Origin of the sequence: Nonomuraea sp. NPDC049714 (assembly GCF_044465295.1) — a bacterium.
Taxonomy (GTDB): Bacteria; Actinomycetota; Actinomycetes; order Streptosporangiales; family Streptosporangiaceae; genus Nonomuraea.
The window spans coordinates 478,639-496,290 of sequence record NZ_JBITLM010000001.1 but is presented as its reverse complement, the minus strand read 5'-3'; the positions used below and the strand labels follow the sequence as shown (position 1 = coordinate 496,290).

General features: G+C 68.1%; 12 protein-coding genes and 1 pseudogene. 8 read left to right on the top strand and 5 right to left on the bottom strand.

Annotated elements, in window-relative coordinates:
* Positions 1 to 2 precede the first annotated feature (2 nt).
* Positions 3 to 2,882 (top strand): glycoside hydrolase family 2 TIM barrel-domain containing protein, encoded by a 2,880-nt coding sequence (locus ACIBQX_RS02460; protein ID WP_396999752.1) that lies wholly within the window; start codon positions 3 to 5, stop codon positions 2,880 to 2,882.
* A gap of 90 nt (positions 2,883 to 2,972) precedes the next feature.
* Here ACIBQX_RS02460 and ACIBQX_RS02455 read toward each other — a convergent pair.
* Positions 2,973 to 3,630: pseudogene (locus tag ACIBQX_RS02455) on the bottom strand (NADP-dependent oxidoreductase); the annotation flags it as partial.
* A gap of 261 nt (positions 3,631 to 3,891) precedes the next feature.
* Between ACIBQX_RS02455 and ACIBQX_RS02450 the strand changes: the two are divergent.
* Together ACIBQX_RS02450 and ACIBQX_RS02445 are read left to right on the top strand one after the other, a co-directional pair.
* Positions 3,892 to 4,650, top strand: coding sequence for an SDR family NAD(P)-dependent oxidoreductase (locus ACIBQX_RS02450; RefSeq protein ID WP_396999750.1), 759 nt, complete (start codon positions 3,892 to 3,894; stop codon positions 4,648 to 4,650).
* Positions 4,651 to 4,875: 225 nt separating this feature from the next.
* Positions 4,876 to 5,319, top strand: a complete 444-nt coding sequence (locus ACIBQX_RS02445) for a hypothetical protein (RefSeq protein ID WP_396999748.1) — start codon at positions 4,876 to 4,878, stop codon at positions 5,317 to 5,319.
* Between the two features lie 136 nt (positions 5,320 to 5,455).
* On the opposite strand, the gene ACIBQX_RS02440 is transcribed toward ACIBQX_RS02445, so the two are convergent.
* Positions 5,456 to 6,667: an esterase/lipase family protein gene (locus ACIBQX_RS02440; protein WP_396999746.1), complete on the bottom strand. Its 1,212-nt coding sequence runs from the start codon at positions 6,665 to 6,667 to the stop codon at positions 5,456 to 5,458.
* 138 nt (positions 6,668 to 6,805) lie between these two features.
* Positions 6,806 to 7,648, bottom strand: a complete 843-nt coding sequence (locus ACIBQX_RS02435; protein ID WP_396999744.1) for an oxidoreductase — start codon at positions 7,646 to 7,648, stop codon at positions 6,806 to 6,808.
* Here ACIBQX_RS02435 and ACIBQX_RS02430 point away from each other — a divergent pair.
* Positions 7,647 to 8,372, top strand: coding sequence for a DNA-binding response regulator (locus ACIBQX_RS02430; protein ID WP_396999742.1), 726 nt, complete (start codon positions 7,647 to 7,649; stop codon positions 8,370 to 8,372). The genes ACIBQX_RS02435 and ACIBQX_RS02430 overlap by 2 nt on opposite strands.
* Positions 8,373 to 8,441: 69 nt before the next feature.
* Positions 8,442 to 8,861: a hypothetical protein gene (locus ACIBQX_RS02425; protein WP_396999740.1), complete on the top strand. Its 420-nt coding sequence runs from the start codon at positions 8,442 to 8,444 to the stop codon at positions 8,859 to 8,861.
* Positions 8,862 to 9,190: 329 nt separating this feature from the next.
* Here ACIBQX_RS02425 and ACIBQX_RS02420 read toward each other — a convergent pair whose 3' ends face one another.
* The gene (locus tag ACIBQX_RS02420) at positions 9,191 to 9,397 is read right to left on the bottom strand and encodes a hypothetical protein (protein ID WP_396999738.1); all 207 of its coding nucleotides are present in this window, start codon (positions 9,395 to 9,397) and stop codon (positions 9,191 to 9,193) included.
* Positions 9,398 to 9,605: 208 nt separating this feature from the next.
* Between ACIBQX_RS02420 and fxsT the strand changes: the two genes are divergently transcribed.
* From fxsT to ACIBQX_RS02405, 3 genes are all read left to right on the top strand, one after another.
* The gene (gene fxsT / locus ACIBQX_RS02415; protein WP_396999736.1) at positions 9,606 to 14,675 is read left to right on the top strand and encodes an FxSxx-COOH system tetratricopeptide repeat protein; all 5,070 of its coding nucleotides are present in this window, start codon (positions 9,606 to 9,608) and stop codon (positions 14,673 to 14,675) included.
* Positions 14,676 to 14,792: 117 nt separating this feature from the next.
* Positions 14,793 to 15,728: a DUF2332 domain-containing protein gene (locus ACIBQX_RS02410; protein WP_396999734.1), complete on the top strand. Its 936-nt coding sequence runs from the start codon at positions 14,793 to 14,795 to the stop codon at positions 15,726 to 15,728.
* Between the two features lie 37 nt (positions 15,729 to 15,765).
* Entirely contained in the window at positions 15,766 to 16,302 is a 537-nt protein-coding gene (locus tag ACIBQX_RS02405; RefSeq protein WP_396999732.1) for a hemerythrin domain-containing protein, read from the top strand.
* Between the two features lie 165 nt (positions 16,303 to 16,467).
* Here ACIBQX_RS02405 and tuf read toward each other — a convergent pair whose 3' ends face one another.
* Positions 16,468 to 17,634 carry an elongation factor Tu gene (gene tuf, locus ACIBQX_RS02400; protein ID WP_396999730.1) on the bottom strand — a complete coding sequence of 389 codons (1,167 nt, stop codon included), beginning with the start codon at positions 17,632 to 17,634 and terminating at the stop codon, positions 16,468 to 16,470.
* Between the last annotated feature and the right edge of the window lie 18 nt (positions 17,635 to 17,652).

Below are 17,652 nucleotides of genomic sequence, written 5' to 3'. Positions count from 1 at the left end.
CGATGGAATGCGAAGACTTCACCCCTGGTTCCGGCCGCCTCGCCCCTCGGGTGGCCCTGCGCTCCGACGCCCCCAGCCTCGACCTGAACGGCACCTGGCGCTTCCGCCTGTCGCCCACGGCCGGCGCCGCTGAGGACTTCGCCGAGCCCGGCTACGACGACTCCACCTGGGCCGAGCTGCCCGTGCCGGCGCACTGGCCGCTGCACGGGCACGGCGCGCCCGCCTACACCAACGTCGCCTACCCCTTCCCGATCGACCCGCCGCACGTCCCCACGGAGAACCCGACCGGAGACCACCGCCGCGTCTTCGACCTGCCGGACGACTGGACCGGCGGCCGGCTGCGTTTCGAAGGCGTCGAGTCGTACGCCAAGGTCTGGCTGAACGGGCACCTCCTGGGGTTCACCACCGGCAGCCGGCTGCCCGCCGAGTTCGACGCGGGACCGTGGCTGAAGCCGGGGCGCAACGTGTTGGCCGTTCGGGTGCACCAGTGGTCGGCCGCCAGTTACCTGGAGGACCAGGACATGTGGTGGCTGCCCGGCATCTTCCGGGAGGTGACGCTCACCCGGTCGAGCGCCGACGTGTTCGTGCACGCGGGCTTCGCCGGCGGGCGTGGCACGCTCAGCTTCGACGGCGACGGCCTGCTCAGCGTTCCCGAGCTCGGGATCAGCGGCCTGGAGCCCGGCGTCGAGGTCACCGCCGACGTGGAGCCGTGGACCGCCGAGACGCCCCGGCTGTACGAGGGCGTGTTCGTCACGCCCGAGGAGAGCGTGCGGGTGCGGATCGGGTTCCGGACGATCAGCATCGAGGACGGGGTGCTGCTCGCCAACGGGCGGCCGCTGCTGTTCAAGGGGGTCAACCGGCACGAGTTCCACCCCGCGTACGGGCGCGCGGTGCCGTACGCGACGATGCGCGAGGACGTGCTGCTGATGAAGCGGCACAACGTCAACGCCGTCCGGACCAGCCACTACCCGCCGCACCCCGACTTCCTGCACCTGTGCGACGAGCTCGGGCTGTGGGTGATCGACGAGTGCGACCTGGAGACGCACGGCTTCACCCAGGTCGGCTGGCGGCACAACCCCAGCGACGACCCCCGCTGGGAGGAGGCGTACCTCGACCGGATGCGCCGCACGGTCGAACGCGACAAGAACCACCCGAGCGTCGTCATGTGGTCCCTCGGCAACGAGGCGGGCGTGGGCCGCAACCTCGCCGCCATGGCCGCCTGGACCCGCGAGCGCGATCCGTCGCGGCCCATCCACTACGAGGGCGACTGGTCGTGCCCGGACGTGGACGTGTACTCGCGGATGTACGCCTCGCACGCCGAGGTGGAGGCCATCGGGAAGGGCGTCGAGGACCCGCTGGACGATCCGGCGCTGGACGCGCGGCGGCGGGGGATGCCGTTCCTGCAGTGCGAGTACGCCCACGCGATGGGGAACGGGCCCGGCGGGCTCGCGGAGTATCAGGAGCTGTTCGAGCGGTATCCGCGGCTGGCGGGCGGCTTCATCTGGGAGTGGATCGACCACGGGCTGGCCCACCCGTCCCTCGGGTACACCTACGGCGGGGACTACGGGGAGCCGGTCCACGACGGGAACTTCGTCATCGACGGGCTGGTGTTCCCCGACCGGACGCCGTCGCCCGGGCTGCTGGACCTCAAGAAGGTGTACGAGCCGGTCCGCTTCGGGTTCCCGGACGGGGCGGTGGTGGTGTCCAGTTTGTACGGATTCCGCGATCTGTCCCACCTGGCCTTTTCCGCTGTCGTTGAGGTGGACGGGGTGGAGGTCGGCGGGTTTCCGTTGGAGGTGGCTTCTGGTGGGGGTGAGGTGAGGCTCCCCGACCTGCCGGAGGGCGACGGCGAGCGGTGGCTGACCGTGCGGGCGGTGCTGGCTCGTGATGAGGCGTGGGCCTCGGCGGGACATGAGGTGGCCTGGGGGCAGGTGCGGCTGTCCTCGGGTGGGGCGCCGACTTCGGGTGGGGTGCTGTCCTCGGGTGGGGCGCCGTACGAGCGCGCCGAGGATGCCCGTACAACGTCCCGCCGCGTCGGCGCGGGGTCTGGGGTGGTGCGGGACCGGGACGGCGCTGTCGGGGAGGTCGCGGTCGGGGGTGGGGTTTTCGACGCGGCCAGTGGGCGGCTGGTGCGGTTGTTCGGGGTCGAGGTCGACGGGCCTGCCCTGGAGCTCTGGCGGGCGCCGATCGACAACGACCGGTACAGCGGCGCGGAGGCCCGCTGGCGGCTGCTCGGCCTGGATCGGCTCACCCATCGGGTGGACACGGTCGAGGCGGGGGACGGGGTGGACGGGATGGTCGTGCGCACCCGGGTGGCACCGGCGGCGACCGACCTCGGGATGCGGGTCACGTACCGGTGGATCGCCGTGGGCGAAGGGCTGGAGCTCGTCGTGGACGTCGAGCCCGACGGCGAGTGGAGCGAGCCGATCCCCCGGCTCGGTGTCGCCATGTCCCTGCCGGGCCGGTTCGACCGGGTCACCTGGTTCGGGCGAGGACCGGGGGAGGCGTACCCGGACACCGGGATGGCCGCCAGGGTCGGCCGCTGGAGCGCGAGCGTCGACGAGCTGCAGACGCCGTACGTGTACCCGCAGGAGAACGGACAGCGCGCCGACGTCCGCTGGGCGGAGCTCACCGGGGGCGACGGCCCCGGTGTCAGGGTGACGGGCGGCCCGGTGTTCGGGCTGACCGCCCGCCGCTGGAGCACCGCCGACCTCGACCGCGCCACCCACCTGCCGGACCTGGTGCCGGGGGATCGGGTGCACGTCAACCTGGACCTCGCCCAGCACGGCGTGGGCACCGCCGCGTGCGGCCCCGGCACGCTGCCGCAGTACGAGCTGGCGGCTCGGGCGGTGACGCTCCGGCTCCGCTTCGACCCGGTGTAGGCCTCGGCTGAGAAGGCCGCCGGGTTCCCTCCAAGGGCCCGGCGGCCGGTCGGCGCCTGCCCAGGGGCTCAGTCAGAGGCCGTGGCGTCCTTCGCCGCCGAGTTCGCCGCGCGAGATCCGTACACCCAGCTTGGGGGCGGTGAAGTCGGCGATCGTGAGGACCGAGGCCGTCGCGCCGGTCAGTGCGATGAGCTCGGGCAGCGAGCCGGCGCCGGCGACGTCCAGCGCGAGATCGGCCCGCACGCCGAGAGCGCGGACGCGCTCGGCCAGCCCCGGCCCGTAGGCGGTGGGGATCGCGCCCAAGCCGGCGAGGAACGCCTGGCTCTCCGGACGTGCCGTGCCGATGACACGGGCGCCGCGGGCGACCGCCAGTTGGACGGCGACGCTTCCGACACCGCCTGCGGCGCCGTCGATCAGGAGCGTCGTTCCCGCGCGCACGTCGAGCACGTCGAGCGCCCGGGTGGCCGTCTCGACACTCGTGCCGGCGGCGCCGGCTTCCGCCCAGGACATCGACGGCGGCTTCGAGCTCCAGAAGGTCAGGACGGCGAACTCCGCGCTCGCGCCGCCGAGCCGGGAGACGTCGACCGTGCCGAAGACCTCGTCGCCGGCCCCGGACCCGGTCACTCCCGTACCGACCTCGTCGATCACTCCGGCCGCGTACTTGGCCAGGACCTGTGTGCGGCTCGGGGAACGGCCCGAAGGTGAGCACTTCGGGAGAACCGAACCGGTCGAACTGAACGGCGAACATGATGGCGTTCTGCACCTGGCTGACACGAGCGCTACTACGCCAGACAGCGGCCGGACCTCATCGGCGCCGTGCTCACCGAGCAGGTGACCGACTGCGGCGCGGCGATGCGGGCCGCCACTGGCCGACCCCCGAAATCGGGAGGATCAGGCAAGCTCTTAGGAACATCGTTCTAACGTTCAGGCAGCTCAAGCTGGTCAAATGAAAGAGAAGTGATTCCCACAGAGTATGAGTTTCCTCCATGAATGGACAGGTGTACGTACGATGAAAATCGCCATTGTCGCCGGTGCCAGCTCCGGCATCGGGCAGAGCGCTGCCATCCAGATCGCCCAGCGCGGGGACGGGGTGATCCTGACCTACAACGGCAACCAGGCCGGCGCGCGTGACACGGTCGCGATGATCGAGAAGGCGGGTGGGCAGGCCGTCGCGCTGCCTCTGGACGTCGGCAGGAGCGAGACCTTCCCGGCCTTCCGCGAGAGCGTCGTCGCGGCGCTGCGCGACGTGTGGCGAAGGGACACGTTCGACTATCTGGTCAACAACGCCGGATTCGGCCGGATGGCGCTGTTCGAGGACACCACCGAGGAACTCTTCGACGAGTTCGTGCGGGTCCTGCTCAAAGGGCCGTACTTCCTGACCCAGACCCTGCTGCCGCTGCTGGCCGACGGTGGCGCCATCGTCAACACCACCAGTAACGCGGCGCTGCCCTCCGGCCTGGAGGAGGGCTATTCGGCCTACGGGACCATGAAGGGCGGCGTGACCGTGCTCACCCGTTATATGGCCAAGGAGTTCAGCAAGCGCGGCATCCGCGTCAACTCCGTCGCCCCCGGCGCCACCCGGACGCGGATCGGGGACAACGCCTTCGAGCGCTACCCGGAGGTGATCCCGGCCATCGCCGCGAAGACCGCCCTCGGCCGCCTGGGCGAGCCGGACGACGTCGGCATGGTGATCGCGATGCTCCTCTCGGAGGAAGGCCGCTGGATCACCGCCCAGAATCTCGAAGCCTCCGGCGGCTACGGCCTCTGATTCCGTTTTAATAAGTCGAAGAAGCGTAAATGGGGCTGGCGATGGAATGGCACGCCGCCGAGGCGGCAATGCGTTGAAGTGTGTACGGATGACTCCGAACGCGTCGCAAGCCTACCGTGGATAGTGCATGATGCTCACAAGGAAAGGTGGCTTAGTTTCATATCATAAGTGGAGGTTTGGGCTATGTTGCGCACATATGCCAAAGGCGTCGGGCTGGTCAGAATTATGCCTGCGCTGCTGGGCATGCTGTTGCTTCCGGGGTGCGCGGACTGGGCTCCCAGAGTCGTGGAGGCCGACCAGGTCGCACTCGACGAGGTGCTCAGTATCGGCACGGTGGTGGCGCGGACCACGGACGACCAGATGTCCGACGAGGACATTCAACGGATAGATGTCCTGATCACGGACGTCGGAGCCGCCTCTTTCGCCGAGGCGCTCGACAGGGCGGAGGCGCGCCTCGCGAAGCATGGCTGGAAGACCACCTTCAAGAACGCCGACTCCATGAAGATGAGCTCGGGCAAGTGGGAGCACACTGAGCTGGTGGCCCGGCGATTCGCGGGTGCCGATTCCTTCTTCCTCGAAGTGCAGCAGCAGTTGGAGAAAGGCCTCAAGGCCGATCCGTCGAAGTGGGAGAAGTATCTCCTCGTGCACGTGTCGAAAGCGGACGGGTGAATATCGAGGTGAAGAGGAACAACGGATATGCGCAGCAGTGCTCTCGCCCCCGCAGAATGCTCGGGAGGCTCTGGAGTGCATATCCGTTGAGAATTCCGTCCATATGGCCGAGATCCCGGCACGGGCTCTCAATCGATCATGATGACGCCGGCTTCGGGAGCCGGCCGAGGATCCAGGTGCAGAGCTCTTCGGTGATCAGCGTGTGCCCTTCGTTCTGGGAGGCACACAGGAACTCGTCCAGCTCGCTCGCCGACGCGGGCAGGCTGCTGATGTCCGCGTACACATCGTCCTGTCCGAGATCGCGGATCGCCACGGCGCTGACCGCGGGGACGAAGCAGACAGAGCGGTAGTACACCTCGGCCTGGCCATGCTTGTTCAGGGCATCGGCCAGAATGCCGAAGGACTCCAGAGTGCCGCCCGGTGCGCCGTCCAGCTCGGCGAGCCCGTTGGTCTGGACGTTCTTGGCGCCGAGGATGCTCTTGAGCACGGCCACCTGCTGCTCGTCCCCGGTGGACTGGGTGTAGAGCACGGTGCCGTTGAAGAGCAGGCCGGTGCACTTGAGCGCTTCGACGCCGGCGGAAACCCCGTTGCCGGTGCCGTTCCCCGCACCATTGGCGACGCCGATCTTCTTCGGGATCATCGGCCACGAGCCGACCTCGCTCAGCCGGGCGAGGAAGTCGTCACGCAGCGCGTCCTGCCGCGCGTCGCCGGTGACCTCGGAGATGTGGCTGCACAGCAGCTGGCGTGCGGCTGGGCTGTTGATCTGGCGGGAGAAGGTGGGGTTGCCCTTCCTGATGAAGTGCGCGAACGCCTGCAGGGAGATCGGGATCCACGCGCCCCGATGCGGACTGTCGTAGGAGACGTAGAGGGCCGTCTGGTGGTCGAGTCCCTCGTGCTCCATCTTGGCCAGGGCGTAGCGGGTGACCAGGCCGCCCATGCTGAAGCCGCCGACGGTGAGCGGCGTGTTCCCGTGCCGTTCGGTGATGGTCTGGGTGATGGCGGCGATCGCGGCCTGCGCGTTGTCCAGGATCGAGGCGCTGCGCTCGGCGAAGCCGAGGAGGACGACGTCGTGACCCCGGCCGCGCAGCTCGCCGATCAGGGGGTACGCCTGCCGCTCCAGATAGTGCCAGGACTCGTCCAGGTCGGACGGGCCCATGTTGAAGCCGTCGGCCAGGATGACCGGATTGACCAGATTCTGGTGGCCTTCACCGTAGTACACCCAGGCGGTGCCGCCGGGAAGCTCCCACACCCTGTCCGGCGTGGGCGCCGGTGCGGGGGCCTCCAGCGGTGCGATCAGACTGATCGGTCCGATGGCCTGCTCCGCCTGTGTTACTTGCTCTACGCTCATCCGTTTCCCTCTCCGGTGCGTCCAGGTGACCGGGCGGTCGTGCCTGGTCACTGCGATGATGACGCTCCGTGAGAGGGTGAACGCCGATCGACATGGCGGAGAAGGGTAGGGATTCCCTATGCGTCGTAAATTGATCGTTTAGCCTCGCAGGTCGGACAGGTCCTCATCGGTGAGACTGAGATCGTTCGCCGCGCAATTCTCCTCCAGGTGATCGAGACGGCCGGTGCCCGGAATCGCCAGCACCGACGGCGAGGTCGCCAGCAGTGAGGCGAGCGCGACCTGCGCGGTGGTCGCGCCCAGGCGTGCCGCGACCTTGCCGAGCCGTGCGGTGTCGAGCGGCTCGACACCACCGCCGAGCGGGAAGTACGGCACGTACGCGATGCCCGCCTTCTCGCATGGGGCCAGCAGCCCCGGACCGTCGGTGTGCCGGTTCTGCACCGCCGTGACGGGTGCGATCGCCTGGGCCTCGGCGAGCTGGGCGGCGTCGACGTTGCTCACGCCCAGATGCCGGATCAGCCCCTGCGCGCGGAGTTCGGCCAGCACCGCGAACCGCTCGGCGATCGACTCGCCGCCCGGCCCGGTCATTCCGCCGACCCGCAGATAGACCAGATCGAGCCGATCCAGGCCGAGGGCGCGCAGATCCGCCTCGACCAGGCCGCGCAACTGATCAGGCGCCGCCTGCCCGGTAGGCACCCCGTCCGGCCCGGGCAACGGCCCGACCTTCGTCGCGATCACCAGGCCGTCACGGTAGGGGGCCAGCGCCGTACGGATCAGCTCGTTGGCCCGAACATCGCCCCTGCTGTAGAAGCCGGCCGTGTCGATGTGGTTCACGCCCAGCTCCACGGCGCGCCGCAGCACCGCGATGCCGCTCCGCGGCGCACGAGGCGGGCCGCCGAAGGTGGCCGTCGCCAGCCGCATCGCGCCGAAACCGAGCCGGTTGATGGTCAGGTCTCCGCCGAGGGAGAAGGTTCTGTTCGTCATGACGCTCATGGTGTCCGCCGCCACGACCCCCGGCGAGCTCGTGGCAGCATGCTGCCAGACTGGAAGGATGCGGAACGAGCAGGTGTTCTCGGTGCGAGGGGACGCGGAACTGATCGCGCGTGCCGGTCATCTCTTCGCGTCCGCGCGGACCGAGTTCCTGTGCGCCGCCCGGGATCTCCAGACCTGGTCGCAACCCCAGGCCAGGGCCGCGATCAGGAGCCGGATGCACGCTCCGGACTTCACCTCCCGCAAGCTGCTGAGCCCGGTCGCGCTCGCCGACGAGGAGGCCCGCGCGCACCTGCGGCAGGTGCGCGACAGGGGAGGACTCGTCCGGATCAGCGGCTCACGGTTGCCGTACGAGACCATCCTCATCGACCGGCGGGTGATGATCCTGGCCGGCCAGGAGAGCCCCACCGGCCGCGAGTACACCGTGACCACGTCCCAGAACCTGGTCAACGGCGTTCACTCCCTGTTCCAGGCCATCTGGGACACCGCCGCCGACCTCGACGCCTATCTGCGGAGCGACGTCCCGGACCTCGATGCCGACGGCCGCCTGATCCTCGAAGCCCTCGCCTCGGGACGCACCGACGCATCGGCGGCCAAACGGCTCGGCATCTCGCTCCGCACCTACCGGCGGCGCGTGGCCGAGCTCATGGCCAGGCTCGATGCCGACTCCCGCTTCCAGGCGGGGTTGCGGGCGGGCGAGCTGGGACTACCCCGCTGAGACCGCGGTCTGCCTGTCGAGCGCAGCACCCGGGGGTCTGACCAGCGGAGTCGGACCAGGCAAGGGCGAATGGTTGATCTCGCCGACCAACATCAAATATCGTTGAAGCGTCAATACTTGAAGAAATCAATATCTGAAGGTCCGTCGCTCGACGAGCCCGGCCACGCCGGCCGGCTCCGCGACCGGTGGACGATCGACCGCAACGACGCCGTCGACCGCCGCACATCAAACGGAAGGAAGCCGAACATGCAGCTCAAGAAGCGAGTCGTCGTAGTCGCGACCCTCGTCGCCTCCGGCGTCGGCCTGTTCGCCGCCCCGGCGCAGGCGGCCACGCTGGTCAGCACCTTTGCCAACAGCGAGGCCGGTGGACTCTTCTGCCACGCCGTGGAGGGCGTCTTCGAGGAACGGCAGGCCGAAGCCGCGGGCCACCCCGGGGACTGGTACTACTGTGAGCAGTCGCCCGCCAAATGGTCCCTGTACAAGCGCTGAGTCACCCCTGATCTGCTGACCGGCAAAGGCTATGATCCCGCTCTTCCGTCACCCCTTGCCGGTCGGTGCGCAACCCACCATGTTGTGGGCGGCGCGGTCACCTGACCTGGGGGACCGCGCCGCCAACCTCGGTTTCATGGGGCCGACTACCCACGATCCCCCGAACCGGCAGCCGCGTTGCATCTCCACCACGTGCCCAGCCATGGCAGCCGGTCCACGCTTGCCGATCTCCTCCAGCAGCCGCATTTCCCGATGTCCTTGCCCCAGGGAGGCGTCGTACGGCTCGGCATGGTTTCTGTCGAGGAATCGGATGCGTTCCTCTTCGACGATCAGCTCGTCGCCGGCCGCGGGGAAGAGCGTCGCCTCGTACTCGTCGGGTGCGACATCGCCGCCACGATCGAAGCGGCCTGCGCCGGGGCATTCACTCTGCGCTGGTCGGCGATCGCCACGTGCACGCCGACCAGCGCGCCCAGGCCACAGCGGCCGGCGAGCCGCGTCACCGGCGCCAGCCCGGCGTACGCGATCACATGTTCCACATCGAAGATCGCATGGGTCTTGGAAGCGTCAGAACTCCCACCATCCCAAATCAAAGAGAACCCTATTCCTCGTTCAAGGCTTTTGAGTCAGAGATAGCTCGGTGGATCGAGGCGGCTGAGCTACCACGAGCTCGGCCGAATCGGGATGCCCTCGAATGGGTTTCCATGACGACGACCCCGAAGCGACGGTGTGACCTATCCTGTTTATGTGGGTGCTCCGATCTGGCTGGATTACGGAGATAAGTTCGCCTCGATCGTAGGTGCAGCCTCGGGAGTTATCGGATTGGCGGTCGCCGTATTCGGCGGGCGCGAAGCACTGTTCGCTGGGGGCGAAACAGGGATCACCCAACCGGGCCGGCGATGGTTGCGAGTGGCCGCGGTGTTGGGGGCGGTCGCCCTGCTGATGGTTACGCTGCGCGGGCTCGGCCTGCTGCCGCGGCCGTGGCAGTGGCCGGCATCATCAGCCGCGCTGGCGGTGAGCGGCCTGGCATGTGTGGCCGCGTTCGTCTCCTATGTGGCCTTCCGGCGGGAGAACATTCCTCTTCCTACGGCCATTCGGTCCTTGCTGACCGAGCAGTGGCAGGACGCCCGTCGGCATCAGTACGAGTATTTCGTCGGGGACGCTCCGCCGCTTCCGGAGATCTATGTCGAACAGAAGGCCGAGAGCGTGCAGCCTGTGGCCGGCGCTGTGTCGAGCGTTGCCCGGCTGTACACGATCCGGCAGATGATCTACGGCTTTCGCAACACCCTTGTCGTCGCCGAGCCGGGGATCGGCAAGTCCACAGCCGTGGCCCTGGTGTTGCGGGAGCAGTGCCGATGGTGGCTCGACGCCCGCCGTTCGGACCACTTGAGCGGGGCGCCGTATGGGAGCGTCGTTCCGATCCTGGTCCCGGCGGAGTTGCTGGCGGACATGACCGTCCCGGAGGCGATGGCTGCGCATTGCCGGCAGGTGACCGGTTGCTCGATGACCGCCCAGCTGTTTGACCGGCGTCCCGATCACGCCGACGCGTGGCTGGTGGTGGTGGATGGGATCGACCAGGTGCTCAGCACGAAGCGGCGATCCCGGGTGCTGTCCCGGCTCGGTGACAGCGTCTCGAACAACCTGCCTCATCACCGCTTCATGATCACGACACGGCCGTTGATGCTGGGCGACCTCGGCAATCTCGGGGGTGAGCACCTCACCCGCTTCACGTTGCGCAGATTTGACCACCACGATCTTCGGGCGTTCGCCGAGCGCTGGGTCGACCACAGAAGCCGGATCTACTCGCCGCAGATGGAAGCCGAGCCGATCACCATTGAGAGATTCTTGGCCAGCGTGTCGTCCTCCCGGCTGTCGGCGATCGCCCGGGTCCCGCTCATCGCCACCATCACTGCGCTGATCCTGGAGGCCGACCAGGACAGCGCGCTCCCGACCAGTCGCGCGGGACTGTACGAGCGGTTCATCCAGCATCTGCTGAACTCCCGGCAGGTGAGCGGCGAGGAGCGGGACCGGCTTGTCGCGGAGTTCACCCGACACGGCGAACAAGGTACGCAGGCCTGGATCTGGCTCAGAGACAACCTACGGAACCTGCTCGAGGGCACCGCGGACATCTTCCTGTCCGGATCGGGAGGCCGGGTCACGACCGCAGCTGTGCTGTGGGTGAAGGGCCACGCGCCACCGGGATTGTTCGAGGGGCTTGCGGGCTGGGAAACCTCGCTGCGCGGCGTCCTGACCGCCACCAGCCTGGTCGTGCCCAGAACAGGCGGGCTGCAGTTCGTGCATCCGAGCTTCGCCGAATATTTCGCCGCAGGACCCCGGTCACGCGACTTCGACCAGAGCACCTGGCTGGCCGACGCGCGCAGCCCCGACAGCCGCAACCTCGCGCTGTTCACCCTCGCCCGCAGCACCTATTCAGTCGACCCTCTGGTGAGGATACTGCTGGAGCGCGGCGGCACCGACGCCTGTATCGCAGGTGAAATCGTCGCAGACGGGATTACCGTGGGCACGGCCCTGCGTCGCGAAGTGATCAACACCATGTTCGAGCAGCTGGCCCGGGATGATCGAAGCGCTCCCGAGGCCCTTGCCGTGCTCATCAATTTGACCTCGGACCGGTACGTCAACGATCGGCTGGCCGGACTCGCCGAAGATCCGCGCCATCCGATATGGGTACGAGCGTTCACCGCCGACGCCCTGTGCAGTGTTAGCGCCGAAGGCGCACGCCTGCTGCGAGCCGTACTCGACAGCGCATCCGTGCCCGGCAGCACGTCCGGGGACGACGTGCGACGCTGGCTGCTCGAACGGCTCGCCGCCCGAGGATGGACGACCGAGCAAGACCGGACCCAACTGGCCGCACTGGCCCCCGCCAACGTCGGAGGCACCAGCGCGAGCGCGATGGCCGCACAGTGGTACCGGCAGATCGCACAAGACTCAGACGCCGACCCCGGCCACCGTCTGCGCGCGCTGCTCGCCCTGGCCGAGGGCGGCTACACCGAGGCACTCGGCCCGCTCGAAAGTGTCCTCGTCCACCCTGCGCTGACCCCGCAGGCCCGGCTGGACGGAACACGCGTGATCCTGCAACTCGACCTCGACGAGCAGGCCGAGGTCCTGCGCCACATCTCCCGCCACTCCAGTCACGAGCTGGAGATCCGGGTCCCGGTCCTGGCCGCCATGGCCGGAGCACGCGACACCGAGGCACGGCGACTCCTCGATTCGCTCGCCGTCCAGGGAGGAGAGGCGTTCACGGCACGGTTCCCGGCCCTCGACGCGTGGTCACAGGAGACTGGGATCCGTAGCTCCGAAAAGGACGCCGACAGCGGCCCCAGGGGCTGGGAAGGCGTTCCGCCTCGCAACATCTACTTCACCGGCCGCAGTGACGAACTGGAGGGGTTGAGGCAGGCCTTCGCAACCTCGCCGACCCAGGTGGTGTACGGGTTGGGAGGAGCCGGCAAGACCCAGCTGGCGATCGAATACGCTTATCGCCACCGCGCCGACTATGACGTGATCTGGTGGATCCCCGCCGACCAGCTCCCACCGCTGCACGCCGCCCTGGCCGCCCTGGCCCCGCATCTCCGATTGCCCCCTGCCTTCGACGTGGGAACGCCAGCGGGCATCTCCGCCGTACTCGCCGCACTCCACCGAGGGGAACCCTACTCCCGATGGTTATTGATCTTCGACAACGCCGATGATCCCGATCAGCTCCACCCCTACCTTCCCCAAGGTCCAGGACATGTGCTCATCACATCCCGGAATTCACGATGGGAACTGCTTCCGGCCCAGCCGCTGGATGTCTTCGTCAGAGACGAAAGCCTGAAGTTCTTACACAGACGGCTGCCCGGGATCACCGACGGAATCGCTGATGAGATCGCCAGCGAACTGAGCGACTTTCCGATGTCGCTGGAGAATGCCGCAGCGCTCATGGCGGAGACCGGATCATCTCCAGAAGGCTATCTGAAGCAACTCCATGGCGAAATCGCTGGCGCCCTCGAGCGGGGTAGGCCGCTGGAATATCCGGCGTCGCTCATTGCTAGCCATAAGGCGTCAGTGGACCGACTGCTACAGGAGGACCCGGAGGCGGTGGTGGTGTTGAACCACTGCGCTCTTTTCGGTCCCGACCCCATCCCCTACGATGCCCTGAGCATGCCGGACGAATCATCTGCACCAGCACTGAGCAGGGTCAGTAAAAATCCCGTTCGCCTGCTCTCGGTTTTTGACCGGCTATCGCGATATGGTCTCATCGCCATTAATCACAGGCTGCGTACGGTCCAGCTCCCCCGGCTCGTCGGCGCGCTGATCCGGACCGAACTGCCGTCCGAAGAACTGAAGCGCATACGGCATGGCGTGCACCTCATGCTCGCCAACGCCGCCCCGGATGATCCCGAGGATCCCGCCAGTTGGCCGTGCTACGCCGAACTGGTCCCCCACATCGCTCCGACCGGCCCCGAGCAGTGCGCGGACCCGAGAACACGGGATCTCATGACGAAGATCGCCCGATACCTTGCCAACACCGGCGATCACGCCTCATGCCTGAGCATCATCACCACCACCATCGACACGTGGGAGCACGATCTCGACCCCACCCATTCACATCTGAGGCAGGCGCGCAGCCTCCAGGCGATCGCCCTTCGAGCCGGTCGCGACTACACCGGGGCCCGCAAGGTCAGCCGCGCTGCCTTCGAGGCAGCCGAGGATCAGGAGATCCATTACAGGCTGGCCGCCGCCCAAGACTTCGCCATTGACCTGAGGCTCACCGGGCTTTTCTCGGCTGCGCTCGAACTGGACCAGGACGCAGCCGCACACCTCCGCGAACTACGGGGCGAGACACACGACGCAACCCTCCACGCGCAGTACCGCCTGGCCCTCGACCACGAACTCACCGGCGCCTACAGACGCGCGCATGATCTGTACATGGGCATCCGTCGCAAGGCCTTCACCGCACCCGCATCACGGTACAGTCGCCTGTCGCTCCTGGCCCTGAACGGCGCCGCGCGCACCCTGCGATTCGCTGGCGGCTACGCTGCGGCTGTCGGGCTTGCCGCCGACGCCCACGCGCTGGCCGAGTCGTTCGCTCCCGCCAGCAATCTTGACAAGCTCCTCATCCACAAAGACCTCGTTGTCGGCGTGCGCATGGCCGGCATCCGTCACGTGCTGCAACCCGGTGACCCCCTCAAGACGCTCGCCAAGCTGACCGCCGACTTGCGCGACGCCGTCACATCCGGGCATCCCCATGAACTGGCCGGATCGATAAGCCTTGCCAACGCCCTGCGTAGGAGCGGACACCTGGACCAAGCGGCCGAGCACGTCGAACGAGCCCTCGACGGATACCAAGCCAGCTTGGGGGGCAACCACCCCTTCACCCATTGCTGCGCGAGCAACCTGGCCATCATCCACCGCCTGCGTGGAAACGCCACTGCAGCGCGCAAGCGCGGCCTGTCCGCGCTTCAGGGACTGCAAGAGACACTCGGCCCTCGTCACCCATACACTTTGATCTGCGCGGTGAACCTCGCGAGCGACCACTCCAGCCTGGGAGATAACGAACGAGCGGTTGACCTCGGCCGGGCGACCCTTCCCTCTCTCCGCACGACCCTGGGGGAGGATCATCCACTAACGCTGGCCTGCGCGCTCAACCTCTCCCTCGATCTCGGCCGGGCAATTGACTGCCAAGCCTCCGACGACCTGTACGCCCAGACGCTGGACCTGTACCGGCGCTCCCTACCTGCTGATCACCCCGACACACAGGCCGCGAACCAGCGCCGGCGGCTGAATCCCGACATCGAACTCTCCCCACTCATAGATCTTTGAGAGGGTCTTTGACCTGAGTGGATGCGCACCTCCACCTGGGAGGTCCTGACAAGATGATCCAGGACCGCGTCAGCCAGTGGAGGTGAGTGCGGGGGAGTTCGCTGCGATCATCGGCATATGACGATCGCTGCGATCTACGCCGAGTTCGCCGCGCGCGAGGCGCGCGGCATATCGCCCGCGTACGAGCGCCTGGCCTCCGCGGTGACCCGGGATCACAAGCTCCTGGCCCTAATCGCCGCGCTTCCGCCGGCCAAGCGGCAGCCGAACCTGCTGTTCGGAGTGGTCCGGTTGCTCGGCGGGCCGGTCGAGGACCCGGCCGCGTTCCATGACTACACGGTCGCCAACTGGCCGGTGATCGAGGCGGAGGTGCGCAGCCGGATCACGCAGACGAACGAGGCCGGACGGTGTGCCGTCCTGCTGCCGGTGCTCGCCGCGCTTCCGCAGCCGCTCGCGCTGCTGGAGGTCGGCGCGTCCGCCGGGCTGTGCCTCTACCCCGACCGGTACGCCTACCGCTACGGCGATCATCAGGTCGGCTCCGGTGACCCGGTCCTGGCCTGCACGGCCACCCATACGGTGCCGCCGACCGGCCTGCCCCAGGTGGTGTGGCGGGCCGGCCTGGACCTGAACCCCCTCGATGTGACCGACCCCGCGGATCTCGCCTGGCTCGACGCCCTCATCTGGCCGGAACACACGCATCGCCGCGCCCGGCTGCGGGCGGCGGCGGCCGTCGTCGCAGCCGACCCGCCGCTGCTCGTACGGGGCGACCTGGTGGACGACCTGCCGGCACTGGCCGCGCAGGCCCCGCCCGACGCGACGCTGGTGGTGTTCCACAGCTCGGTGCTGCACCACGTGCCGGCATCGCGACGGGTAAGGTTCGCCGAGGTGGTAAGCGGACTATCCGGACATTGGATCGCGAACGAGGGGCTGGACGTGCTGGCCTACGACACGCTTCCGATGCCGCCGGGCGAGGCGCTGTACAACGTGCTCGCACTGGACGGGATCCCGCTCGCCTGGACCCGATCGCACGGGCAGGCGATCACCTGGTTCGCGTGACGTGCTTGGACGACCGTAACCCATGTTAAGGAAGAGTATGGATGCACGATCCGAGGCGGGCAGCCGTCTCACCGCCATGGGCACACAGTTACTCGAAGTGCATATCTGGCTCCGCGAGATGCTGGAAGACCTCCAGGACAGCGTCGACGATTACTTCGACGGCAACGGGCTGCCGCCCCGCGACCTGCGTGCGCACTGCCTTTCCTTCTGCACGGCGTTGACGCGTCACCACACCGGCGAGGACAGGGGCGCGTTCCCGGCGATCGCCGAGGAGTTCCCCGAGCTGCGCAAGGTGCTCTCCGACCTGCGCGCCGACCATAACCAGCTGGACTGGCTGCTGGGGAATCTACAGAAGCTGCTCGAGTCCCTCCCGGAGGAACCGGATCCGGCCACGGCCGCCAAGGTACGCGAGGAGGTGGTGGCGTTGTCGGCGGTCATGCAGACGCACTTCATTTACGAGGAGAAGAAGCTGTTCTCCGTGCTCAACTCGATGGACGTGCCCGAATGGCGCGAGAACCGGCCCGACTTCCTGCTGATCGACGACGAGGACGGATCTCGGACGTCTTCTCGGTGAGGTTCCGGACCGCCACCTTAATATGGGGAAGAGGCCGGATGGCCGTGTCAATGCTTCAGAAGATGGGGTCCTGAACAGAGCCTTGGAGACGATGACTCCTGCCTCAGCTCGCATCCGAGCTGAGGCAGGAGTCAAGTCGAGCCCCTGAGGGCAGCGGGCGTTACCTCAGTCCGTGACGGTGAGCACAGTGCCGGCGCCCACCGTCAGTCCGCCCTCGCGGATGGCGAAGCCGAGCCCCGGCTCCAGCGCCACGGCCTTGCCCAACTGGATCGGCACCTCGATGGTGTCGCCCGGCTCGGCGGGCTCGGTCAGCAGCAGCTCGCCCGGCACGTCCGTCGTGCGCAGGTAGAACTGCGGCCGGTAGCCGGAGGCGACCGGCTTGCGCCGCCCGCCCTCGTCCGCCGTGAGCAGGTAGACCCGGGCGGTGAACGACCGGTGACCGCGCTGACTGCCCGGAGCCGCCAGCACCATCCCGCGCCGCACCTCCCGGCGCTGCACGCCGCGCAGCAGGACGGCGGCGTTGTCGCCGGCCTCGCCGCGCTCCATCGTGCGGCCGAACGTCTCCACGCCGGTCACGACCGCGGTGACGCCGGTGCCGAAGCCGACGGCCTCCACCGTGTCGCCGACCTTGACCGCGCCGCGCTCGATGGCCCCGGTGACGACCGTGCCACGGCCGGTGATCGTGAGCACGTTCTCCACCGGCATCAGGAACGGCGCGTCCACGTACCGCACCGGCACCGGGATGTGGTCGTCCACCGCCTGGAGCAGCGCCTCGATCGACGCCGTCCAGACCGGGTCGCCCTCCAGGGCGCGCAGCCCGGAGACGCGGACCATCGGGGTGCCGGAGTAGCCGTGCTCGTCGAGCAGGTCCTGCAGCTCCAGCTCGACCAGGTCGGTGAGCTCCGGGTCCGCGCCGTCGGCCTTGTTGACGGCGACGACCAGGTGCTCGACGCCGACCCGCCTGGCGAGCAGCACGTGCTCCCTGGTCTGCGGCATGATGCCGTCCCGCGCGGACACGACGAGGATGGCCCCGTCGAGCTGCGCCGCCCCCGTGATCATGTTCTTCACGTAGTCGGCGTGGCCCGGCATGTCCACGTGCGCGTAGTGCCTGCCGGCGGTCTCGTACTCGACGTGCGAGATGTTGATCGTGATGCCCCTGGAGGCCTCCTCCGGGGTGCGGTCGATCCGCTCGAACGGCGTGTACGTCGCCTGCCCGCGCTCGGCGAGCACCTTCGTGATCGCCGCGGTCAGCGTGGTCTTGCCGTGGTCGACGTGGCCCATCGTGCCGATGTTGAGGTGCGGCTTGCTGCGCACATAGGCCTGCTTGGCCATGATCCCTTCCTTACGACT